Source organism: Chryseobacterium joostei, from assembly GCF_003815775.1.
In the GTDB taxonomy this organism is placed as follows: domain Bacteria; phylum Bacteroidota; class Bacteroidia; order Flavobacteriales; family Weeksellaceae; genus Chryseobacterium; species Chryseobacterium joostei.
In genome coordinates this window covers 3,165,701-3,190,256 of sequence record NZ_CP033926.1, presented here as the reverse complement: position 1 = coordinate 3,190,256, position 24,556 = coordinate 3,165,701, and the positions used below count along the sequence as shown (strand labels likewise).

The window sequence follows — 24,556 nt, the reverse complement described above, 5'->3', positions numbered from 1 at the left end:
CTTCGCTTTTTTATTTTTATTGTGGTCCTCCCGGAGGGACATTTGATTTTACTGTACCATTTGGACTTCCGATGCTATTTTTCTGCTGTTGGACATTATTGGGAGTATTTTGTTGAGGCGGTGTTAATTCGAAATTTTGCGAATTATTTACCCCTCCTTGTTTTTTTTCTCCTTGATTAATCATTTGTTGGGAATCATTAACCGGGTTACCAGATTGAACAGGGGAGGTTGGCTGTTGCAACACAGGATTTCCTTTATTGTCAGTAGCCTGGAAGCTTAGTTCACTTTTCAGGTAGTTAAGCATTTCCTTGGCTCTTATCCCTTCCGGAGTTTTAGAGTAGTTTAAAGCGATCTGCTCAAGCTGAAGGATCATTACCTCCTTTCCGCTGGATTTTCCTGCATTAAAAGCATTTAATAGATATAATTTTGGAACCAATGCATCTTTTGGGAATTTTTGAAGAGTCTGATCAATAACTTGTCTGCTTTCTCCAAACTTTTCCAATTCATAAAGTGCATATGCTCTTTTATATTCATTCTCAACATCTTCCGTTGATTTTACGAAAGAAACATTTTTAGGATTTCTTGCAAACTCTGCATAGGAAGTGTAAGGATAATCAGTCAAAAGAATTTGTTTTGCCCTGTCTGATGCCTGAGGATTTTTCTCATAATTCATGGCAAATATCTCATACAACGCCTGGAGCATTACCTTTTCTTCAGGTTTTACATCTACAAGATCATAAAGAGTTTTGGTAGCTAGGGGAGTATTGGTAAAATAGTTCTGATACATGATACCAAGTCCTAAGGAAGCCGTATCTCTGTCCTTTTTTAACTGGCTTAATTTGCCTTGGTCAGTAGGGATCTGTTCAATATAATAGCTCGGTTCAAAACGTCTTGGATTAGGAGCTGAAGTTACCCCAAGAGCTTCATTCTTCATATCCTCAATAGAAGCCATCTTTTTGGAGAAACGCCAGTTATCCGAAAGAGCTCTGTCACCCCAAACCTGCTTAAACGAAGATGTTCCCTTACTCACAGTTCCGGTATTATTGAAATAAAAACCTTTCGTAGTTACCCCAAAATCCTCAAAAGCATTGGAATTATTATTGGCAAAAATTGAATTAGCGTTATAATCTCCGGTATCAAAGCCTTTAATTCTCTCAGCACGTTTTCTTTCTAGTTCATCCTTTTCTTCCTTGAGCTTTAATTTTGCAATATGCTTTGAGAAAAAATCTGTTTTCTGTGCATCATCCATTTTAGCCAAAGAAAGAATACTGTCATTCTTCTTGATCAGGTAGTAGTTTTTGGAGATCTTTTTGATGTATTCAGACTGATCCTTCAATAGGATTTTTGATGGCTCATAAGTCATTACTGCAAGTGCAGAATCATAATAACTACCGGCTCCGATATAGTCATTCTTATCCAGATAGCTTTTCCCTATCTCATAATAAGCCAACCCACGGATTTGTGGATCAGAAACCTTTTCAAATAAAGATTTTCTGAAAAATTGCTGTGCTTCGTCTTTTTTTCCTGCTTTATTGGCCATTAGACCCAAAGCATAGTAAAATTCGTTCTTTCTGGAGCCATAAGTTCCCTTTTTACTGATTCCTTCCAGATAGTTTTTAGCCCCATTATAATCTCCCTTACCATTAAAAGTCTTGGCAATGGCAATTTGAGATTTTACTTCAAATTCAAAATCACTGGAATACTTGTAGGCAGCAGTATAACTTTCTCTGGCCTTATCATTTTGACCTAAGTTTTCAAGAACCTGACCTCTCAGGTAGGCAATTCTACTTTTCAGTTTTCTGTTGGAATTCAGTTCAAAAGCAAGATCAAGTTCCTTGGATGCCTCTTCTTTTTTACCAGCATCCAAAAGGGATTCAGCATAATAAATACTTAACAGCTTTGCATAAGTTTTACTAATATCCTCGCCCTTTAGTTTGGCAAAAGTTTCATGGGCTCTGTGATAATCTTTGACTTTATCATAAGCGACTCCCTGATAAATTCTTGCCAAAGGAACCCTTTTGTCATCCTTCATATGAGTGAAAACATAATTGAGGGCATCCATGGCCTGTAGAGGCTTATTCTGATAAATTCTTGACTGTGCAAGAATCATATAGGCATCAAAAATCTGCTTGTTTTTTTCTTCACCGTTTCGGGTTACAGAATATTTGTTGATTGCTTTTAGAGCCTTAGCTTCAGCAATTTCTAATGTCGTAGCACCCTTATTCTGACTTTCATCAGGGTTATTTTGGCCAGGTCCTCCCGGTGGTCCCTGCATGGCAGGTGGCCCCGAATTACCTCTTGATGAAGATCTGTTGGCTACTTCAGCCATTTTCATGGAATTCTCAGCAAAAGCGGTTGATTGGCCAAGATCACTTCCTAAAGGCTGATCTTCAAAAGTAAGGATAGGAATATAGGGAGCATAAAAATTATCCTTATGTCCTTTATCTCGGGCGGTAAACTCACTGTTCAATGCATCTTTGGCATTAAATAGAGTATTGTAATATGTGGAAAATCCTTTTAATAGTTTTGATCGTTGTTCCGGCTTTTTTGTTTTGGTAGCACAGGAAGCAACGAGACAGATTACTAAAAGGAACAATATATTCTTTTTCATTATTCAATATAACTCGCTAATTTGCTTTTTATTATCAGCAGTTTGATGATTTTGTAAAAATAATAAAATTTTATAATGAATAATATTTATATTTCTTTCTGAAATATTTTATTTCATCTTTATCGGGGTCAGGAACCTCATAGCTTTTTAAATCATTGAGGTTTCTTTCAAAATTTTATATACAAGATGAGTAGGAAGACCCATAATGGTGTAAAAGCTTCCTGTCATTTTACTGATTTTTGCCATTCCAAGCCATTCCTGAATGCCATAGCTGCCGGCTTTATCAAAAGGCTTGTACTTTTGAATGTAATAGTTTATTTCATCATCACTAATGTCATCCAGTGTTACATCTGCTACATCCGTTTCGGTAAAGGTTTTATTGGCAGTTTTAATAGTAATTCCGGTATACACCTGATGGATTTTCCCTGAAAGGCTGCGAAGCATATTGAAAGCATCTGCTTCATCCTTGGGTTTTCCAAGAACCTGATTATCAATGGCTACTACCGTATCTGCGGTTAGTAGAACTTCGTCATTAGTTAAGCCTCTGAATGCATCTGCTTTTAGTTCAGATAAATACGCGGCAGCTTCTTCTATTTTAATATATTCAGGAAGAATTTCCTCACAGTCAATTTTTACAACTTCAAATTCAAAACCAAGGCTGGAAAGAAGTTCCTTTCTTCTTGGTGATTGTGATGCTAAAAGTAATTTCATAAATAAAGATTATACAGATTGAGTGTTATCATCATGCCAGTTTCCCTGAACCTTCATTACCTGTTCTATCACATCACGTACAGCACCACTTCCTCCTTTTTTAGGAGAAATGTAATCCGATACTCCCTTTACCTCAGGAACAGCATTTTCAGGACACGCTGCAATCGCAGAACTTTCCATAATGTGGATATCCGGAAGATCATCACCCATCGTTAGAATCTCCTCATTTTTAAGGTTGTACTTCTTTTTAAAATCTTCAAAATCCTCTATCTTGTTATGAGATTTCGGGTAATAATCCTGAATTCCAAGATAATTGATCCTGTGTTTTACCATTTCATCATTTCCACCAGTGATTACACCTATTAAATAATTGTTTTTTAATGCTTTAACTACTGCATATCCGTCCAGAACATTCATTACTCTGCACATATTTCCTCCGGGCATCAGATAAACACTTCCGTCTGTAAAAACTCCGTCTACATCAAATACAAATGCCTTAATATCCTTTAATTTCTCTTTATAACTCATACATTTTTTGAATAGAATGATTCATTGTCTTGTAAATATCAAGACTCTCTTCGTTTTTTATTAACTGCTCATGTAACTCTAAAACCCTTAGATCATTTCTCACTGCGGGTCCGGTTTGGGCCATTTTAGGTTCTATTTCGTGAATCTTCTGAATTGTTTCATCAATCAGCGGTAAAAAATAATCAAACGGAATTTCCTGAGAATCCGAAATTTCTTTCGCCCTTGAAAAAAGATGATTCACAAAATTGCAGGCAAAAACGGCTGTCAAATGAATGTATTTCCTTTTTTCATGATTGCTTTCCATTACATTTTTTGAAACTCTCGAAGCAAGTTCAACAAGAGTTTTCTGATCCGCCTTATTCTCGGTTTCAATAAAAAACGGAATTTTTTCATATTCCAGTTCTTTTGATTTTGAAAAGGTCTGCAAGGGATAAAAACTTGATTTTCTGTATTCACCAATCAGAACTTCCTTGGGAAGGGAACCTGAGGTATGAGCCACCAAACAATCTTTTTTAGTAATGATTTTTGATACTTGCTCTACAGAATTATCACTTACACAGATGATATAAAGATCAGCGTCTTCCAAATGTTCTGTGGAATACGGAATACTTAATTCTTCAGAAATCTTATTTAATTCTTTTTCGTTCCTGCCAAAAATCTGGGCCAGAGAAATCCCTTTCAATGTGAAAGCTTTTGCCATGTGATAGGCAACATTTCCGGAACCGATAATTACAATTTGCATCTAACAAATATAGGATTTTAAGCTGAGTCGGGAAAGGAAGATGAGTACAGAAGCCATGAAGATAAATATAGGCACGTTTATTGCGTAAGTGTCTCATATTATTTTTAATATTTAAACTGAAAATTGAATAATTAATTTAACTTTCAGTTATTTTTGTAATCCAAAACAGTGAAAGGCATCTTATGAAGATTAAGGACGCGGAAATTATTTCGTTGATGCAGAATCCACGGACCCAGGATAAAGGTGTCCGTGCCTTGATGGATGCCTATCAAAGCAGATTGTACTGGCACATAAGAAGAATTATTGTGGACGGGGATCTTGCCCAGGATACTTTGCAGGAAACTTTTATTAAAGCTTATCAGAATTTTCATCAGTTCAAGAACGATAGCCAGTTGTATACCTGGCTGTACAGAATTGCTACCAATGAAGCCCTGCAGCAGGTTAATAAAATGAAGAAAATGCAGAAGACTGATGAAGATCCGGAATATCACATGCAAAATCTTGTTGCAGACAATACTGATGATGATGCCGAAGAAATACAAATTTTGCTTCAGAACGCTATACAAAGCCTGCCCGAAAAGCAGAAACTGGTATTTATGATGCGGTATTATGATGATTTGCCCTATGAGGAAATTTCAAAAATTGTAGATATGTCTGTAGGGACATTAAAGACCAATTATCATTATGCCAAGCAGAAAATAGAAGAGTATATTAAAAAAAATTACGAAAGATAATTTTTGAGAAAACAAAGATGAAAGAGTTCGACATAGAAAAATTAGAACGTAAAAACATTTACAAAGTCCCTGATAATTTGTTTGAAAATATTCAGGAGAATGTTTTGAATGATATAAAGACAGAGAAGAAAGAGCCTGTCTTTAAGCTAAACTGGATGTATGCTGTAGCTGCATCACTGGCTTTAATCTTTGGGATAACATTTGTTTTTAATTATAATAATGATTCAGCAGATAAAGGATTGAATTCAAAAGAAACATATGCTGTAAACAAAGGAGAACCTAAAACTGAGGGTGAAATTGCCTATGAAACATTGAAAGCAGATTTAACTTCAGTGGAAAGTAATAATCAAACATTTGTAAATCAGAAGAATAATGTAGATTTTTCCACCAACGCTGAAAACGGAAGTGGAAAAGAAACAGTATCAAAAAAACCCGTGAAAGCTGTAGTGAAAAAAGAAGAAAACAGAATGAATGAATATCTGGATTCATTTTCCAATTCTGAAATTGCAGAATTGGCAAGTAACTCAACTCAGGACGTTTATTTGGATTTATATAACTAATAAAGAAAGATGAAAAAGATAATATTGACGTTTTTTATTATTTATGGTTTTGGCTTTAATGCTCAAATCAATGATTATGATTGGAAAAAGATGGACCCTAAACAAAGAAAGGAAGTCATCAACAATCTCTCTCCTGAAGAAAGAAAGGAGCTCCTTAAGAAATTCAGGAACAATATGATCATGGATAATTTGAATGTTGATGCCGGTGATAAAGCAGAATTTACACAGCTTTATAACGAGTATCTGGACAGTCAGAAACAGATAAAAAGTCAGTTTGACCCAGGCTTTAATCCTGAAACTTTATCAGATGATGAAGCTAAGGCAAAATTACAGCAAAGCTTTGAAATAGGACAAAAGCTTCTGGATAACAGAAAGAAATATGCAGAAAAAATGCAACAGGTAATTCCCTGCCAGAAAGTTCTGAAGCTGTTTCAGTCTGAGGGTATGATGCGGGATAAAATGAATGAAAGAAAACCTCACGGAAACAATAATGCTGTGGGACCTAAACAGAACCCATAATAGTTTATTTTTTTAATGTTGGACGGCTCTCACAGATTTTTTTGTGGGAGCCGTTTGATTTAAATTCATACTTTTGCGGAAACCGGTATCATGAAGAAGATATTACAAATTGTACTTATTTGCATCACAATAATCGCTTTCGCTCAGAACAAGGAAATTATAAAGTTGAAGGGAAGTATCCCTAATAATGGGGAAAATGAATACATTGCATTACACGTTATAGACCAGAGAATAGATAAGACGATCGGAATTCTCCCTTTTGATGATCATAAAGAAACCAGAGAAGTTGTTTTTGAAACTTCACCCAATGACGATTTAGGAAATTGGTATCGTAAAAGCAACTATAAAGGAGGAAAACAAGAACTGATTTTAGTTTTAAAAGAGTTAAAGCTATCTGTAAAAGAGTCGGGAGGGACAAGAGATTTTGGGACCATTGATTTCTCAGTACAAGCTTTTGCAAAAGAAAGAGACGAATATCATTTTTTGTATAAAAAGGATACTGTTTTTGCCTTCAGTGGTAAAAATGTCTCCGATATTATGGTTAAAAATATTCACCATATTTTCTCCGGTTTTCTTTCATTAACCTATAATAAAAAGCCAAATGTGGATATTTTAACCATTAATGAGGTTTCAGACTATGAGGGTTATATTAAAAATAACTACAAAATCTTTAAAACAGAAACTCTTAAAGATGGAGTGTATCTGGACCATATATCGTTTTTTAAGCAAATTCCTGAAGATGGAAATTTTGTTCTGGAAAAAAACGACCATGGTGGAGGTGTTGTAAGAGCTATAGCAGAGAAAGATGGTAAAAAGAGGAAAATTTCTGCCTCTAAAATGTTTGCTTACGTAGAAAATGGAAAAGCTTATAAAAAAGTATCTGAAAGGTTTTTAGAATTAAATAGAAATGAAAATGGATTTTATTTATTGTCTAAACCTGCTGATATTTTTTCAGCACAAGTAAGTCCTTTTGCCATGATGGGTTTGGCGGGAGTATTAATACAAAGTATAGCAACAGATAGAACAAATAATGATGCTGTGAAAGAAATTTACATTGATCCTCTCACTGGAGAATATGACATTTCTGACGAAAATTTAAATAAATTGATACAATAAGATGATGAAAGACAATAATCTCTCTCTTTTTTTTATCTTTGCAAATTACAAGATTCTTAAATGAAAAACATACGAAATTTTTGCATAATCGCTCATATCGACCACGGTAAAAGTACCTTGGCAGACCGTCTTTTGGAGTATACGAATACAGTTACCCAAAGAGAACTACAGTCTCAGACGCTTGATGATATGGATTTGGAAAAAGAACGTGGGATTACTATTAAATCTCATGCGATCCAAATGGATTATGAATATAAAGGCGAAAAATATATCTTAAACCTGATTGATACACCGGGGCACGTTGACTTCTCTTATGAGGTTTCCCGTTCCATTGCTGCCTGTGAAGGAGCGCTTCTTATTGTAGATGCTGCACAGAGTATTCAGGCACAAACGATCAGTAATTTATATTTGGCCCTGGAAAATGATTTAACAATCATTCCGATTTTAAATAAAATTGACCTTCCATCCGCAAATCCTGAAGAAGTAACCGATGAGATCATGAACCTGATTGGTTGCGAATATGAAGATGTATTAAGAGTTTCAGGAAAAACAGGAGAGGGAGTTCACCATTTATTAGAGCAGATCGTAGATAGAATTCCTGCACCTGTAGGAGATCCTGACGGTCCACTTCAGGCTTTGATTTTTGACTCTGTTTACAATCCATTTAGAGGAATTGAAGCCTATTTCAAGGTGGTAAACGGAAGCATTACTAAAAATGAAAAAATTAAATTCTTTGCTACCGGTAAAGAATATGGAGCAGATGAGGTAGGTACCTTAAAGTTGAAGCAGGTTCCAAAGAAAAGTGTTCAGTGTGGAGATGTAGGATATCTGGTTTCCGGTATTAAAGATGCTCGTGAAGTAAAAGTAGGAGATACGATTACTTCGTTTGACAAACCTGCTGCTGGCCCAATCGACGGATTTGAGGAAGTGAAGCCAATGGTATTTGCTGGTATTTATCCAATTGATTCTGAGGATTTTGAAGAACTAAGATTCTCCTTGGAGAAATTAAGATTGAATGATGCTTCCCTTGTTTTCGAACCGGAAAGTTCTGCAGCTCTTGGTTTTGGATTCCGTTGCGGATTCTTAGGAATGCTTCACATGGAGATTGTTCAGGAACGTCTTGATAGAGAGTTCAATATGAACGTAATCACAACGGTACCTAACGTTTCTTACTTCGGATATACTAAAAAAGAACCTGAAGTTCCAATCTTGATCAATAACCCATCAGAAATGATGGATCCATCAACAATGGATAGAGTAGAAGAGCCATTCATTAAGGCATCTATCATTACAAAATCTGACTTTGTAGGAGCAGTAATGACTCTATGTATTGAAAAAAGAGGTGAGATCGTTAATCAAAGTTATTTAACATCAGAAAGAGTAGAATTGATCTTCAATATGCCTTTGGCTGAAGTTGTTTTTGACTTCTATGACAGATTAAAATCAATCTCTAAAGGATATGCATCATTCGATTATCATCCAATCGGATTTAGAGCTTCCAAACTTGTAAAAATGGATATCCTGATCAATGGTGATATGGTAGATGCTCTTTCATCACTAATTCACGACAGTAATGCTTACTATATCGGTAAAAGGATGTGTGAAAAACTTCGTGAGCTGATCCCGAGACAACAGTTTGATATTGCTGTTCAAGCAGCTTTAGGAACTAAAGTTATCGCAAGAGAAACCATTAAGGCACTAAGAAAAGACGTTACGGCAAAATGTTACGGAGGAGATATTTCCAGAAAGCGTAAGCTATTGGAAAAGCAGAAAGAAGGTAAGAAGAAAATGAAGCAGATAGGAAGGGTAGAAGTACCGCAATCTGCATTTATGGCTGTATTAAAGCTTAATGATTAAATATAAAAACCCGCATCCATGGATGCGGGTTTTTTATTTTATTTTTTACGAGTGAATTTTATTTCCATTGTTTTCATTTCTTTTCCTGTTTTAGGATTAGGACCATACATTTCCAAGGTATGGTTATTGTCATCAGTAAAAGTATAGACCTCCCTTACTTCACATTCTTTTCCCGGCTGGCTGGGGTCTGTCATTTTACCTCTAAAATCAATTGATTTCTTAGTTGGGTTCCAGTCACCTTCCGCGTGCATTAAGCCCGTTCCCATATTGTCTATCCAAGTACTTACAAACTTTTTTTTGGAATTATCGTATCCCATAATGCTCATTCCTTCAAATGGCATTCCCATGAAATTTCCTTTGTAATTGCTTACCTGATAGCGGCCTTCAAAAATCATTTTATTGGTGCATTCAGAAGTACTGGTAGTTGCCTTTCCGCTATCGTCCATCCACATACTGGTAGCACCAGTCCAATTTCCATCAAATTTGGCTAGCATTTTGTGCATGTCACCCGGGGTTGCAAACTCCATCCATGCTTTCGTTGCAGTAGCAGAATCTACAGGCTTCCATTCAGAAGCTGAAGTCATAGAATCTTTTTTCTCCGAATTTTCAGAGCTAGAGGTTTTTCCTTTTTCACATGAGATAAGTAAAAAACCAATCGTGATGATTGCTAATAAATTTTTCATAAATGTTTAATTTTAAGTTGGTTATAATGATAACTTAAAGGTAAGGACTTTTATTATAGATGAAAAAATTTTTTATTCTTCTGATAAATCGTAACTTTGTGTATTCGTAACGCAAATTAATTTATGGAGTCTCCTAAAAAATTACAAGATATAAAAGTGGCTGTAGATGCTGTTATTTTCGGCTACTTTGATAAGAAAGACCTGCAAATACTTCTCATCAAAAGAAATATTGAGCCTTTTAAAGGAGGATGGGCGCTTCCCGGAGGATTGGTTCTAGATGATGAAAATCTGGATGATGCCGTGAAAAGAGAGCTGCATGAAGAAGCTGGCATTAAGCCTGATTTTTTAGAACAACTCTACACATTTGGCAACGTAGGTCGCGATCCACGAAATAGAGTGGTTTCTGTGGCTTATCTGGGGCTTGTAAACCCATCTTACCATGAACTGTTTGCAGATTCTGATGCGGATGATGCACAATGGTTCAGTATCAACAAGCTTCCATCGGTTGCCTTTGATCATAAAACGATTATTGATATTGCCTTAAAAAGACTCCGTACAAAAATTCAATACCAGCCAATCGGTTTCAATCTTCTCAATGAAGAATTTCCTTTCTCGGATCTTGAAAACCTTTACAAAACAATTGTAGGACAGGAAATAGACCGAAGAAACTTCCGTAAAAAAATAATGAGCTATGGATTGCTTAATGAAACCAATAACGTTAAAAAAGAGGGGAGCGGAAGACCAGGAAAGCTTTTCACATTCAATCAGGAGAAATATAAGGAACTTGAAGAAGAAGGATTCTACTTTGAAATCAAATAGGTTTATTTAAAAGATTCATAATACCATACAAATGGTATTCAATAGGAACGGGCTAAAGCCCGTTTTTTTTTATAAATATACATTACATTGTCTTCAGCCAAAATCTATTTAATTCTTGTTATTTATATAAATATTTTATCACTTTATTTTTTTTTGGATTAAAATTTATTCACTGTAAATCAGTACCTTATGTTTATTAGTGTAAATATAACGCAAATAAATTTGGTTGGGAAAATAATAATCCTTTAAATTTGTGTAAAAATAACACATAATGAATTACACGATACAAAATATTAAAGACAGATTTCAGAGGAAAGAAAGAATTAAGTTCCTGTTTTTCTGGGGACACACTGTTAAAGATGAAATTACCAAGTCATGCTTTAGCCAATGGTTTTTAGGAAGATTTGAAGAAAACGGAATCATTTATAAAACTGCGGAACATTATATGATGGCCGGAAAAGCAAGATTATTTAATGATAATGAAACCCTGGAAGAAATATTGCAGGCGGCTACTCCCAATCAGGTAAAAAGTCTGGGTAGAAAGGTAAAGAACTTCGATCCGAAAATTTGGGACGAACATAAATATGAAATTGTGAGAAAAGGCAATCTTTTAAAATTCTCTCAAAACAAAAAATTTAAAGACTTTCTTTTATCTACCAATGATAAAATACTTGTAGAAGCCAGTCCTTATGATAAAATATGGGGAATAGGAATGCTGGAAACAGATTCAAGAGCAGAAAACCCGTTGCTATGGAACGGAGAAAACCTTTTAGGATTTGCTCTGATGGAAGTAAGGGATGAATTGAGAGGGTAAAAACACAATAACCAACCACAAAATAGTAATCATGGAAAAAATAGAATTGCACCCACAAATATTTCTGATTGAGGATTTTCTCACAGAAGCTGAATGCAATGATTATATAGCTTTGTCACACGAAAAGGTTTTTGAAGAAGCTAAGATTAATGTTGGAGGGAGGCAGCTTATGAGTAAAGGGATCAGAAATAATAACCGACTGATGATTTTTGATAATAATCTGGCAGAAGAACTTTTCAAAAAAGCGGCTGAATTTCTTCCACAAGATCATGAAGACTTTGCTCTTCTGAATTTCAATGAAATGTTCAGGGTATACAAATACTCGACGGGACAGCAATTCAAAATGCATAGGGACGGAAGTTATATAAGAAATGAAAAGGAGAAAAGCTTCTACACATTTTTGATCTATCTGAATGATGACTTTGAGGGTGGAGAAACAGAATTTGAAAACTTGTTTACGGTAGCCCCTAAAAAAGGAACAGCATTAATCTTTTATCACCCTTTAAGACACGAAGGAAAAACACTAATCAGTGGTTTGAAGTATGTTTTGAGAACAGACGTAATGTATTCCCGTAAAAAGTAAAGAACTTAATGCAGGAATAATGCATAGCTATGTCTTTTTTAATTAGCGTAATAATAACACAAAAAAACAATCAAGTATGGAAGATGAATTAAAACCAAGATTTATCGAATCATTACAAAGAAATAATGACCAGATCAGAGAAGACCGTGCAAGAACAATCGGAGAAGATTCAGAATTGATTTATAGGCGCAGGGTTGAAGATCTCGAGTTGAAAATAAAAAGACTTGAGCGCGAGCAGGAGGGGCTTATTGATATCAGCCCTTTGGATAGAAACAGTTTGACTTTTGTGGATTTTAATCCCGAAGCATTCGTTCAGAAAGACATGGAATTATCATTAACAATCAGAAATCTAAATATCCAACTCGAAGTTACCCAAAAGCGATTTGAATATTTATTTGGAAAAACATTTTAGTCATGGGAAGTACAAGATACGATATAGAGGCTCGTTATGACAGAGCAAGCAGAGCAGGTTACGGAACAAAATCTGCGGGGGAAATTTTCACACAGAACGCCAAAAGAATGGCACATACAACAATGATTCCTCACGGAATTGCTTTCAGAGAATCCAGAGATTCTGAGGTACATCCAAACTCGGTTCCGATTATTCTTGGATTGGATGTAACCGGAAGCATGGGACATATTCCACATGAACTGATCAGGGAGGGCTTGCCTAAACTGATGGGTGGAATTATTCAGGGTGGAGTTCCGGATCCGGCACTGCTTTTCCTGGGAATCGGCGATCATGAATGTGACAGCTATCCATTACAGGTAGGTCAGTTCGAATCAGGTGATGAAGAATTGGATATGTGGCTTACCCGAACCTACATTGAATCCGGAGGCGGTGGAAATGCGGGTGAGAGCTACCTGTTGGCCTGGTATTTTGCAGCTTTCCACACCAGAACAGATGCTTTTGAAAAAAGAAACCAAAAAGGATTGCTATTCACGGTAGGAGATGAACCTTGCCTTAAAGTACTTCCAGCATCTGCCATTCGGGAGATTATGGGATCCGGACAGCAAACCTACACACATTATGAATTACTGGAGGAAGTAAAAAAACGATACGAGGTTTATCACATTAATGTTCTCCATTCCGATCAGGCACTAAGAGCAAACAGAGATTGGAAAGAATTATTGGGACAAAACTGTATATCAATAGAAGACCATAGAGAAATTCCGAATGTTATTAAAAAAATTATCTGTGAAAAATATAAGGATAAAACCTTTAGAACAACAGATATAGAAGGATTAGACAACGTTGAAATGCTTTAGATTATGAAAAAAGCGCAAATAGTTATAGGATTGGGTTTCGGTGATGAAGGAAAAGGAATAACAACGGATTTTTTGGCTTCTCAGAATCAAAATTCCGTGGTAATAAGGTTTTCAGGAGGGCAGCAGGCTGCTCATACGGTCATGATTGATGATCAGAAACACGTTCATTCCAGCTTTGCAAGCGGAGCACTTCGAGGATTACCCTCTTATTTTACCGAACATTGTACCATTTATCCTACATTTTTACTGAATGAAAGAGAGGAATTAAAGGCAAAAAAAGGAAACATAGAGCTTCATATTCACCCATTAGCCAAGGTAACCACTCCTTTTGATGTCTGGCAAAATAGGACAAATTCAAAAAATCTGGAGCACGGGACCTGTGGTAAAGGAATAGGAGCCACCATGAAAAGACACGAAAGCCCTTATAAACTATTTGCCATTGATCTTATTGCTTCAAGACAGATGTTGATTGAAAAACTGAAAGGAATTGCTTATTACTATGGCTTTATGGAAGAAGATCAGATAAAAGAACAGCTAAAGTCCTTTTTAGAAGCCATTGATCAGATAGATTGGAAAATTGATGATTATAACTATCTGAAATCTTTTGAAAATCTCATTTTTGAGGGAAGTCAGGGTGTTTTACTCGATATGGATCATGGTGTTTTCCCGAATGTAACCTACGCTCACACCACCTCAAAAAACGCCTATGAGATTTGTAATCTGCTTAAGATTGAAGAAGTAGAAATGTTTTATGTGACAAGAAGCTATGTGACACGCCACGGAAATGGCTGGATGAGCAATGAAAAGGAGATCATTTTAAAAAACAACCAAGAAGAAACCTGTACTTTTAATGAATATCAGAAAGAACTTCGGTTTGGGGATTTAGATTACAATTTATTGAATTATGCCTTGAAATTGGATGGAGCTTATATCTGCCCAACGAAAAAGAATCTTGTTGTAACCTGTTTAGATCAGATGGATGAAGAATTTAAAATTGATAAGCTGGAAATGAAGTTTAATACTGTTTACGGATCATATTCTCCTTATGCAAAGGATTTTAAACAAATTTTTTAATTCCTGAAAAAGGAAATATCCCAAGAATAAAAGCATTTCTTTTATATTTAATGATAGAAAAATAAACATGAAAACAAAAACATTATATAGACCGGTAGGAGAAAAAGAAATGATTCTGATTATAGACAGTGGATATAAAAGCTTCCCACCAAGGTTAGAATGGCAACCTATTTTCTATCCTGTTTTGGATGAAGCTTATGCCTCTGAAATTGCTGAGAAATGGAATACCAGAGATGAATCTGGAAACTATCTTGGCTTTGTGACCCGTTTTGAAGTTTTAGAAGAAATTGCTTATCAATATCCTGCGCAGAATGTAGGCGCAAAAAATCATAATGAATTGTGGATTCCCTCTGAGGAGCTAAAAACATTTAATGAAGCTATTGTAGGAAATATTGAAGTGATAAAGGTCTTTATCGGGAAAGAATTTAAAAGATCAGAAAATAACGAAATAGTTGAATTGATCAACATTTTAAAATAATACTCAGGAATGTACCAATGAAAAAATTTGTGCGTTCGTGGAAAAAACACACACAATGAAAATTAAATTGAAAAATTATAAAGAACAGTTGTCTAATTGGCCTCAAAAAGGGCATCATATCATGGCACAATATGACGATGAGAAGATCATAGTATATCAGTCATATAAAAAAGAGATAGGCAAATTTGCGACTAAAAATCAATATTTTGGTGGCGGATTTAGCATGGAAAGAATGACTTGGATAAAACCAAATTTCCTTTGGATGATGTATCGCAATGGTTGGGGAGCAAAAGAAGGACAGGAGTGTGTATTGGCAATTCATCTAAAGCTGAGTGCTTTTAAAAAATATCTTGAAAGTGCGGTATACTCATCCTACAATACTAATCTTGGAATATCAAGAGAAGAATGGCAAGATCAAGTGAAAGAGTCTTCTGCAAGGTTACAATGGGACCCAGATCATGATCCCCATGGAAATAAATTAGAAAGAAGAGCTATACAGATTGGTTTGAGAAATGAACTTATCCATTCTTTTGCTAAGGAAGATATTCTTTTAATTGAAGATATTTCAGATTTTGTAAAAGAACAATATAATTTTGTTTTGAATGATGACTTGGATAACCTGATTATGCCAGAGGAAAATTCATTATTATTTGAGGATGAAGAATTAAATAGAAAACTCAATTTGGCATAAAATGATTTACAAAAAATTATTAGATTAAACCAATGAAAAAACTAACCATATTAAGCGGAGCTGGAATCAGTGCCGAAAGTGGAATACAAACATTCAGGGATGGAGATGGTCTCTGGGAAAATCATAAAGTAACGGATGTGGCAAGTCCGGAAGGGTGGAGAAGAAATAGAGAAATGGTTTTGGAATTTTACAACCAAAGAAGACGTCAGCTTCATGAAGTAGAACCTAATGAGGCACATCAATTGCTGGCAGAACTGGAAAAATATTTTGAGGTTCAGATTATTACCCAAAATATAGATGATCTGCACGAAAGAGCAGGCTCCACCAATATTCTTCACATTCATGGTGAGTTGTTCAAGTCTTGCTCATCTAATAATAAAAGCCTGATTTATGAACAAAAAGGAGATATCAGTTTAGGTGACAAAGCCGAAGACGGCGCACAGTTAAGACCTTTTATTGTCTGGTTTGGGGAAGATGTTCCTTTGTATCAGGCGGCGAGAGATCTTGTAAAAGATTCGGATATCTTAGTGGTTATTGGAACTTCATTGCAGGTTTATCCTGCAGCTGGACTGATTCATGATATCAAGGATGATTGCCTTTTAATTGTTATCAATCCCAACGAAACAGGCTTTGGCTACGGGCAGAGAGCCGTAGTGATGAAAGAACCCGCAACAAAAGGAATGAAACTGTTATTTGATAAACTGGTAAACCTTGCCTGATAAACATAAATATTCCATATAACAATGAAAACCTTAATACAAACAATATCAAACCTTTTTTGCAAAAAAGAGAAAGTAGATTTGAAGAAATTTCCTGAAGGAAGCTTACCCGAGTACAACGGAAAAGTTGAGGTTGATAAATACATTGAAATTGACTATATCGGTGTAAAGGATTCAGACGATTATTTATTCAAAACGCCTAGTGAAATCCTGAAAATATTAAATAATAAAATGTTGCTTTGGGTGGATCAAAAGAATAATTTGTTAGGATTTTCAGATAGCAAAAGAAGTAAATTATTTATTTTGACTGATATTAAAGGGTTTGAAATTCAGAATATGCTTCCTGCAAAAGGATCGGGAAGGGCATTTCTTTCCGTTGGTTTATCACATGGAAAATTCTATGAGATTTCTGAAGGCGAAGTTCATACCTTTGATAAATATGCAGAGGAAATATCAAAAATAACAGGAATAGCAGTGACGTTCGCCCCCGAATATTATAATTGCTAATTATAAAAAATAACCATGAACGAAATAGAAACAAAGAAAATAAGTAAATTTTTAAGCCTTATTCTAAGGCACCAACCTGAAAGTATAGGACTAAAGCTGGATGAAAACGGCTGGGCAGATGTAGAAGAGCTGAGAACAAAATCAGCTAAAAAAAGAATGCATTTTACCTTGGAGGAACTGGATGAGGTAGTGGAAACCAATAATAAAAAAAGGTTTGCTTTCAATGATGATAAAACCAAAATCAGAGCCAGTCAGGGACATTCTATCGATATAGATCTGGCCCTAGAAGCATTGCAACCGCCTGAATTTCTTTATCATGGAACTGCAGAAACCAATATTTCTTCCATTTTAGAAAAAGGAATCGAAAAAAGAAATCGTCAACACGTGCACTTAAGTGCTGATAAAGAGACCGCAACAAAGGTAGGGATGAGACACGGAAAACCCGTTATTCTGACCATCAGAACCGGGAAAATGCATGAAGATGGGCTGTTCTTTTATCAATCAGCAAATGGCGTATGGCTGACGGAGTTTGTAGATTCAAAATATATATCAAAATAAGAGGAATAAAAACGCTGATTGAAACCATAAAAAATGTAGCTTCCCGTCAAATGATAAGTGAAATATAAAAAGATGAACAGAACTTTAGTAATAGGTGATATACACGGAGGATTTAAGGCATTGCAGCAGATTTTTGAACGTGCTGAGGTTACTCCAAATGATAAATTGATCTTCCTTGGAGACTATGTAGATGGCTGGAGTGAATCTTCCCGGATTATTCAGTTTCTAATAGATCTTTCTCAAAAGCAGGAATGTATTTTCATCAAGGGAAATCATGATGCCTGGTGCGAAGATTGGCTGGCATTGGGACAAAATCCTGATATGTGGCTTTTTAATGGTGGAAAAAGTACAGTAGAAAGCTATGCAGAGTATGAGCAGGAAGAGCTGGATAATCACCTTGAATTCTTTGAAAGGATGAAAAGCTATCATGTGGATGATCAGAACCGATTGTTTATTCATGCGGGATATGCTTCCATGCACGGTCCTGAGAAAGAAGTGTATTCCAGCAACTATCGTTGGGACAGAACCCTTTGGGAAACAGCAGTAGCAATGGATAAAAAATTAGAAAGAAATTCTGAATTATACCCCAAAAGACTGCTTTTATTCAGGGAAATATTTATCGGGCATACCCCAACACTGGATATTGGAAGTAAAATACCAACTAACAAAGCCAATGTCTGGAATATGGATACCGGAGCAGCTTTCACAGGATCCTTATCCATAATGGACATAGACACTAGAGAATTCTGGCAAAGTGATCCGCTTCCATCCCTATATCCTGATGAAAAAGGAAGAAATCAATGATTTTAAATAAGCCTCATGCGTTTTCAAAACCGATGAGGTTTTTTATTTTATGCAACAGTTTTACCTTTTTATCATTTTACTTTTTTTGACAACTTCATATTGACTAATTTTAAATCCTGAAAATAATACGTCAATGAAACTGAAATACCTCCTGCTTACGCTGAGTTCGTCTCTACTTTTTGCTCAGAAAACATTTCAGACCCCTTTTGAAAAAGGAAATGGTAACCAAACCGTTACCTATGATGAGATGAATTCTTATTATGAAAATTTAGCCAAAAATTTTAATACCATTCAATATCTTAAAAAGGGAGAAGATGATAACGGAAAATCCATTTACGTTGTCGTTTATAATCCTTTTCCGGAAAAAAATATTGATAAATTAAGGAAAAATAAAGCGATTCTCTTTGTCAATAACGGAATCCATCCCGGAGAACCCGACGGAATTGATGCAACTATGATGTTGATGCGTGATCTGGCAACCAAGAAGATTAAGACCCCACAAAACTTTGTTATAGCTGCTATTTCTGCTTACAATGTCAGCGGAATGCTGAATAGAGGATCCCATTCCAGAGCCAATCAGAACGGACCGGAACAATATGGTTTTAGGGGAAATGCAAGAAACTACGACCTGAACAGAGACTTCATTAAGGCAGACTCTAAAAATGCCAGAAGCTTTCAGGAAATTTATCAATGGTTAAAACCTGATGTCTTTATTGATAACCACGTAAGTAACGGAGCAGACTATCAATATACATTTACTTATATCTCAACATTTAAGGAACGTTTAGGAGAGGTTCTTGGCGCCTATTTTTATAATGACTATCAAGCCAAAAACCTTGATGATATGAAGAAATTGGGATATGAAAGTACCCCCTATGTAAACATCCACGGCGATGTTCCTGAAGTTGGTTTTGCTTCCTTCGAAGACTCTCCGAGATATTCTACGGGGTATACAACTCTGTTCAACTCGTTGGGTACCGTTCCTGAAACGCATATGCTGAAACCCTATGACAAAAGAGTAGATGCTACCTACAAGTACATGCTGGTTAATCTGCAGAATTTAGATAAGGATTACCAGAAAATAAAGCAATTTCGTTTGGATAATCTAAAACAATATCAGGCAGGAAAACAATACGGAATCCGTTGGAAAATCGATTCTACCAAGTTTACGACGATGGATTTTAAAGGGTATGAAGGAAAATATAAACCCAGTGAAATTTCCGGAAAACCAAGACTGTATTATGACAGAAACAAGCCCTTTACAAAGAACATAAAACTCTTTACTACGGCTGTTCCTACAGGATATATTACCATTCCCAAATACTATATAATTCCACAGTCACAGTACAGAATTATTGAGGAATTCAAAAGAAACGGAATTCAGATGAAACCCATTCAAAAAGACAGTACAGTTTTAGTAGAATCCTATAAGATCAGAGATTTTAAAACAGTAAAAAATCCTTACGAGGGACATTATCTGCATTATGAAACCACAGTTGACAAAGTTTCTAAAAATAGAATATTTACTACAGGGGATTACATGGTTTCCACAGATCAGCCAGGTGTAAAATATATTATTGAAACCCTTGAGCCTGAGGCACTAGACTCTTTTTTTAACTGGAACTTTTTTGATGGAATTTTGGCCCAGAAAGAATATTATTCAGCCTATATTTTTGAAGATACCGCTGCAGAACTATTGAAAAATGATAAAAAGCTAAAAGAAGCCTTTGAAGAAGCCAAAAAATCAGATAAAAAACTATCTGAAGATGGAGAATCACAGCTGGATTGGGTATACAGACATTCTCCTTATTTTGAAGAAAAAACCTTTAGGCAGTATCCTGTTTATAGAGTGTTGTAATGTGTTGTAAATCATGTGGTAAACTAAAAAGACGTTTCAAATGAAACGTCTTTTTAGTTATTTTGGCAAGCCTCTTTTTAGAGCGATCTCCGCCCTTTTGATGGCCACCTTTTCTTTCCAGTCCATATATTTCTTTCTGAAATTGGATTTCATAATATCATCAAATTTACGCTGTACAGTAAGGTTCCATAAAGAATGTGCCTTTACTGCCCATGATTTGTCCCACGCTCGTAATGAAATGGAGAAAGAACCATCCAGATACTTCATCCAGTGCCACCATCCTGTAGGCATAAACAATGTATCTCCATGCTCAAGGAAGCATTCAATACCCTCTACACCATCCAATGCAGGAAATTTTGTAAGATCAGGATTTTCAATATCATAATCCTCAAGAGCATAGGTAGCATAGGGAATTTGATATAGTCTCTCTTTCCATTTATAGTCAAAAAGAAGAACGTGCTTTCTTCCATTAAAGTGAGTATGAAAAATATGCGCCATATCTATGTCAAAATGCAAGAACGTAACGGATCCTTTTCCTCCAAAAAACATATTAGGATACTTATCAAGGAATCCTCCCATTAATTTTTTGGGAGAAATATAATCTTCCAGAAGTTTTGGAGCATATTTTATGGGGTCGAACAGGAAAATTCTCAGATCAGTAGGTTCACGCTGGATAAGATCTATATAATCACCGAATTTCATTTTGGCTGCAGAAGCATTGATGGGAGCAGAGGGATCTGCCTTTGAACTGTCATATAATGGAACCTCCACATCTCCTACGACCTCTTTCATGTATTCCATCGTCCATTTTTGGTAAGCCGGCCAGTTTTTTGCCATATTCTTGATGACAACGGGCCTTCTTGGCTTTAGATATTTTTCGTAGAATTCTTCTTTAGAAATATCATCTACAATATCTATAGGCTTTAAATTAATTCCCATTTTGTAAATTTTATGTTACAAAATTATTAAATAATTATTTACGAACCCAGATTTAAGCTTTTTTTAATATATACATTGCCTTAAATTTATTATTTAGAATTAATTAAAATAATTATTTTTTTATTCTGTGAGGTAAAAGCCGTTTTTCTTATATAAATATCAACAGAAATCCTTTGTAACAATAGTACGAGGTAAAAACATATTTAATGAATAGAAATCTACTCAGACACTAGTATATAGATTTTACTTAACAGAAAGGATGCAGATAAAGTTCATAAAATGAAGAACTAATGATTGTAGAATTATATTAATTCAATAAGTGTAGAGATATTTTTAATTTAAATTTTAAATATTTCAGATTAACAAAACATTTTTTAATTTGAAAATAAAAATAGCTTTTTTTTATAATTAATTTAAGCGTTGATAATGTGAGTGTTATGTATTTAATTATTCAACATATAGTGATTTTGAAGAAAAAAAAGGACATTTTTTTTCAAATCTAAAAGTAAGGATCCTTTCTATCCTTAATAAAATCAAAAGTATAACGATGCTTTTAGTGATATGATTTAACTTTCAAGAATAAAATACATCTTTAAAAAAGTGTAACGAAAAACCACAATGATTAACTAATTAATCAAATAGTAAATATGAAAAAAAATATTTCCCTATTTCTGATGCTTTTTTTTACTGTGTTTACATTTGCACAGAAAACCGTTTCAGGAAAAATTACTGATGACGACGGGGTAGCTATACCAAGTGCCAGTGTGACCATTGAAGAGCCTGGTAAAGATGCCATTCTTGCCTATGGAATTACCAATTCTAAAGGAGAATACAAGGTGACTTTTACTTCTCCAGAACCCAATGTGGACCTTAAGGTAAAAGCATTCAACCAAAAACCTCTTACAAAACAGGTTGGAAATAGTGATCAGGTTCTGAATTTTAAAATGCAGTCTGAGGCTACAGAAATAAAGGAAGTACAGTTGAAAACCAAAATGATTACAGCAAGAGGAGATACCATCTCTTATGATCTAAAGGCATTCAATAGTAAAAATGACAGAACCCTGGCAGATGTAATGAAAAAAATCCCCGGAATTGAAGTCAATACAGATGGAACCATTCTTTACCAAGGAAATGCCATCAACAAATTTTATGTGAACGGGAAAGACCTTATGGAGGGAGGTTATGGAACCATTAACAACTCACTTCCGAAAGATGCTGTACAAAAGGTGGAGGTCCTTGAAAACCATCAACCGGTAAAAATTCTTCAGGATAAAGTGCCTTCAGATCAGGCAGCAATCAATATAAAGCTTAAAAACTCCGTAACCATGACCGGTAGAGGAGAGGTCGGAACCGGTTTTGGAGATTCATGGCTTTGGAATGTAAAATTGACGCCCATGTTTTTTGGACAGAAAAGCCAGTGGGTAGTCAATTATAAAACGAATAACATGGGTGAGCAGGTAGAAAATGAGGGAAACATTCTGGCTTTTGGAAGCGGATGGGAAGGGAAAAGATCAAATATCTCTCAAAATAACTGGCTAAGTGTAGAAAATGCTGAAGCCCCCAATCTTCCTGTAAAAAGGTACTTGCTGAATAGTGTACATTATCTTTCTGCCAATTACCTTACCAATATTGACAAGAAAAAAGAATGGGAGCTTAAGGCCAATGCCAACTATACTAATAATGCGGTAGAAAGAGAGTCAAACAGTGTTACTACAGACCTTCAACAAGGAACGCAATATAATACCAGATTTCTGAATAATTTCTATACTGATAAGCTAAAAGGAGAATTGATTTTTACTAAAAATGCTAAAAAAGGATTCTTTAAAAATACCACTACATTTTCTCAGTTTTGGAATGGAGACAGAGCTTTTGCTGAAAGAAATGATAAAATTGGCTACAGATTTGGAAATGAAGTTTTACAGTCACCAACGACATCGTTTCAAAACTCTTTGAGTACAATTATCCCTTGGAAAGAGAAAATGGTTAATTTCAAATCATATGTGAGTTACCAAAACGATAAACAAGTTCTGGAAATTTCTCCTGCTAGCTACTTACAATTTCCATATAAAGAACCTGGAAGCAAAGATTTTACTACCATTAAGTTCACACCGGGATCTAACGCTTTACAAAGTTTCAGAATTAAAAGTTTAGATACATCCCATTCAGCAAACATTAGTTTTTCTACAAAAGGCTGGACTTTCACGCCACAAGTGGGAATTGATTTTTCTACAGATAAGCTGACAACCAATTTTGATGGAAGTACAATTAGTAACTCTCCGGATTTCAGTACTCCGGCCTATGAAAATGATTTAAAATTCACAAGAGTTAATCCATCGGCTTCTGTTGGAATTAATTATAAATCAGAAGCATGGAGCTTATTTTCCAGCTTTCCTGTAAACTTTAATAATATAAAAGCAGAAGACGAGTTCAGAAACGTTTCAAAGTCTTTAAGTAAAGTAACCTTTACACCCAATATTTTTGCTCAATATTCTTTTGCTTCTTTCTTTAAGGCAAGTATGAGCGGAGGTATCAACAATAATTTTGGAGATATACAGACTGCTTATGCCGGATATATTCTGACAAGTCCAGGAGGATTTAATGTGATGAATCCTAAAAATCCAATCCCCCAGACGACTACAAAAAATGCAGGGGTAAGGCTGGAATACAGAAACCCACTTAATAATCTTTTCTTTAATGTGGGGTATAGATTAAGTGATGCTAAAAATAATTTATTGGCATCCAGTGCCGTAAACGAATTAGGTTTTAGCGTTATAGAATATATTGAACGTGAGAATAAAAGAACAAGCAATAGCTATTATGCAGAAATTGGAAAGTATTTTCCAAAATTTAAAACAAATGCTTCCCTATCATTTAGTAATACCAATTCAAAATCCGAATCCAGAAGAAATGAGCAGGATCTTAACACTAAAAATGATGCAAATTCATTAGGGTTTAAATTCAACAATACCTATTTCTCATGGATGAGTGTAGATTTCAACATGACAAAATCATGGAATAAGCAGTCTAACGGAGTTATTCAAAACAATTTAGGGAAAACAGAGGGTTACACACACAATTTGAATGTATTCTTCTATCCACTGGAAAGCCATACAATAGGTTTTTACTGGGATCAAATCAATTCAAAATTGGGAGATACAAAACTAAATAATGGTTTTTTTGATGTTTCATACCAATTTAGCTGGACTAAGAAAAAAGTTGACTTTGAATTAAAGTGGATGAATATTGCCAACAGAAAAGTATTTGAAAAAATCAGTGTAGGAGATGCAACAATTATCCAAACAACAATGCAGCTTCGCCCAAGTCAGGTTATGTTTAGCGTAAAATTCAATTTTAAATAAAGTAAAAACCAATCCCTAGGGAT

General features: G+C 35.2%; 25 protein-coding genes. 19 read left to right on the top strand and 6 right to left on the bottom strand.

The genetic code is table 11. The features are described 5' to 3' along the window. Positions 1-16 precede the first annotated feature (16 nt). The 4 genes from porW to EG359_RS14490 all read right to left on the bottom strand — a co-directional run bounded on the left by porW (position 17) and on the right by EG359_RS14490 (position 4,592). A complete protein-coding gene (gene porW / locus EG359_RS14505; RefSeq protein WP_076352874.1) occupies positions 17-2,611 on the bottom strand; it encodes a type IX secretion system periplasmic lipoprotein PorW/SprE in 2,595 nt (864 codons plus the stop codon). A 147-nt stretch (positions 2,612-2,758) separates the two neighbouring features. Further along, complete coding sequence (locus EG359_RS14500) at positions 2,759-3,322, bottom strand: Maf family protein (RefSeq protein WP_076352873.1); 564 nt, start codon at positions 3,320-3,322, stop codon at positions 2,759-2,761. Positions 3,323-3,331: 9 nt separating this feature from the next. After that, complete coding sequence (locus EG359_RS14495; protein WP_076352872.1) at positions 3,332-3,850, bottom strand: KdsC family phosphatase; 519 nt, start codon at positions 3,848-3,850, stop codon at positions 3,332-3,334. After that, positions 3,840-4,592: a Rossmann-like and DUF2520 domain-containing protein gene (locus tag EG359_RS14490; protein WP_076352871.1), complete on the bottom strand. Its 753-nt coding sequence runs from the start codon at positions 4,590-4,592 to the stop codon at positions 3,840-3,842. The genes EG359_RS14495 and EG359_RS14490 overlap by 11 nt, the downstream gene beginning before the upstream one ends. Positions 4,593-4,774: 182 nt before the next feature. Here EG359_RS14490 and EG359_RS14485 point away from each other — a divergent pair, with 182 nt between their 5' ends. From EG359_RS14485 to lepA, 5 genes are all read left to right on the top strand, one after another. Continuing rightward, a complete protein-coding gene (locus EG359_RS14485) occupies positions 4,775-5,326 on the top strand; it encodes an RNA polymerase sigma factor (protein ID WP_076352870.1) in 552 nt (183 codons plus the stop codon). Between the two features lie 17 nt (positions 5,327-5,343). Next, positions 5,344-5,886, top strand: coding sequence for a hypothetical protein (locus EG359_RS14480; protein ID WP_076352869.1), 543 nt, complete (start codon positions 5,344-5,346; stop codon positions 5,884-5,886). 9 nt (positions 5,887-5,895) lie between these two features. Beyond that, positions 5,896-6,405, top strand: a complete 510-nt coding sequence (locus EG359_RS14475) for a hypothetical protein (protein ID WP_076352868.1) — start codon at positions 5,896-5,898, stop codon at positions 6,403-6,405. A 90-nt stretch (positions 6,406-6,495) separates the two neighbouring features. Then, positions 6,496-7,521, top strand: coding sequence for a hypothetical protein (locus EG359_RS14470; protein WP_076352867.1), 1,026 nt, complete (start codon positions 6,496-6,498; stop codon positions 7,519-7,521). Between the two features lie 60 nt (positions 7,522-7,581). After that, positions 7,582-9,378 carry a translation elongation factor 4 gene (gene lepA, locus EG359_RS14465; protein ID WP_076352866.1) on the top strand — a complete coding sequence of 599 codons (1,797 nt, stop codon included), beginning with the start codon at positions 7,582-7,584 and terminating at the stop codon, positions 9,376-9,378. 38 nt (positions 9,379-9,416) lie between these two features. Here the strand turns inward: lepA and EG359_RS14460 are convergent, their stop codons facing one another. Continuing rightward, a complete protein-coding gene (locus EG359_RS14460) occupies positions 9,417-10,061 on the bottom strand; it encodes a DUF1579 domain-containing protein (protein ID WP_076352865.1) in 645 nt (214 codons plus the stop codon). Between the two features lie 123 nt (positions 10,062-10,184). On the opposite strand from EG359_RS14460, the gene EG359_RS14455 reads away from it, so the two are divergent. From EG359_RS14455 to EG359_RS14395, 13 genes are all read left to right on the top strand, one after another. Beyond that, positions 10,185-10,880 carry an NUDIX hydrolase gene (locus EG359_RS14455; RefSeq protein WP_076352864.1) on the top strand — a complete coding sequence of 232 codons (696 nt, stop codon included), beginning with the start codon at positions 10,185-10,187 and terminating at the stop codon, positions 10,878-10,880. Between the two features lie 271 nt (positions 10,881-11,151). Then, entirely contained in the window at positions 11,152-11,694 is a 543-nt protein-coding gene (locus EG359_RS14450) for an NADAR family protein (RefSeq protein ID WP_076352863.1), read from the top strand. Positions 11,695-11,725: 31 nt separating this feature from the next. Next, complete coding sequence (locus EG359_RS14445; protein ID WP_076352862.1) at positions 11,726-12,277, top strand: 2OG-Fe(II) oxygenase; 552 nt, start codon at positions 11,726-11,728, stop codon at positions 12,275-12,277. A 76-nt stretch (positions 12,278-12,353) separates the two neighbouring features. Continuing rightward, positions 12,354-12,689, top strand: coding sequence for a hypothetical protein (locus EG359_RS14440; RefSeq protein ID WP_076352861.1), 336 nt, complete (start codon positions 12,354-12,356; stop codon positions 12,687-12,689). A gap of 2 nt (positions 12,690-12,691) precedes the next feature. Then, positions 12,692-13,546 (top strand): hypothetical protein, encoded by an 855-nt coding sequence (locus EG359_RS14435; RefSeq protein WP_076352860.1) that lies wholly within the window; start codon positions 12,692-12,694, stop codon positions 13,544-13,546. A gap of 3 nt (positions 13,547-13,549) precedes the next feature. Continuing rightward, positions 13,550-14,620, top strand: coding sequence for an adenylosuccinate synthetase (locus tag EG359_RS14430; protein ID WP_076352859.1), 1,071 nt, complete (start codon positions 13,550-13,552; stop codon positions 14,618-14,620). 67 nt (positions 14,621-14,687) lie between these two features. Beyond that, complete coding sequence (locus EG359_RS14425; RefSeq protein WP_076352858.1) at positions 14,688-15,098, top strand: ADP-ribosylation/crystallin J1; 411 nt, start codon at positions 14,688-14,690, stop codon at positions 15,096-15,098. Positions 15,099-15,153: 55 nt separating this feature from the next. Beyond that, positions 15,154-15,789 carry a DUF4291 domain-containing protein gene (locus EG359_RS14420; protein ID WP_076352857.1) on the top strand — a complete coding sequence of 212 codons (636 nt, stop codon included), beginning with the start codon at positions 15,154-15,156 and terminating at the stop codon, positions 15,787-15,789. A 32-nt stretch (positions 15,790-15,821) separates the two neighbouring features. Further along, positions 15,822-16,508: a Sir2 family NAD-dependent protein deacetylase gene (locus EG359_RS14415; RefSeq protein ID WP_076352856.1), complete on the top strand. Its 687-nt coding sequence runs from the start codon at positions 15,822-15,824 to the stop codon at positions 16,506-16,508. Positions 16,509-16,532: 24 nt separating this feature from the next. Further along, positions 16,533-17,015, top strand: coding sequence for a hypothetical protein (locus tag EG359_RS14410; RefSeq protein ID WP_123867402.1), 483 nt, complete (start codon positions 16,533-16,535; stop codon positions 17,013-17,015). 15 nt (positions 17,016-17,030) lie between these two features. Next, positions 17,031-17,573 (top strand): RNA 2'-phosphotransferase, encoded by a 543-nt coding sequence (locus EG359_RS14405; protein ID WP_076352854.1) that lies wholly within the window; start codon positions 17,031-17,033, stop codon positions 17,571-17,573. 72 nt (positions 17,574-17,645) lie between these two features. Further along, positions 17,646-18,377 (top strand): metallophosphoesterase family protein, encoded by a 732-nt coding sequence (locus EG359_RS14400; RefSeq protein WP_076353391.1) that lies wholly within the window; start codon positions 17,646-17,648, stop codon positions 18,375-18,377. Positions 18,378-18,510: 133 nt separating this feature from the next. Continuing rightward, positions 18,511-20,235 carry a M14 family metallopeptidase gene (locus tag EG359_RS14395; protein ID WP_076352853.1) on the top strand — a complete coding sequence of 575 codons (1,725 nt, stop codon included), beginning with the start codon at positions 18,511-18,513 and terminating at the stop codon, positions 20,233-20,235. A 57-nt stretch (positions 20,236-20,292) separates the two neighbouring features. Here EG359_RS14395 and EG359_RS14390 read toward each other — a convergent pair whose 3' ends face one another. Next, entirely contained in the window at positions 20,293-21,174 is an 882-nt protein-coding gene (locus tag EG359_RS14390; RefSeq protein ID WP_076352852.1) for a cupin-like domain-containing protein, read from the bottom strand. Positions 21,175-21,821: 647 nt separating this feature from the next. On the opposite strand from EG359_RS14390, the gene EG359_RS14385 reads away from it, so the two are divergent. Further along, entirely contained in the window at positions 21,822-24,533 is a 2,712-nt protein-coding gene (locus EG359_RS14385) for a Plug and carboxypeptidase regulatory-like domain-containing protein (protein ID WP_076352851.1), read from the top strand. Positions 24,534-24,556: the final 23 nt, after the last annotated feature.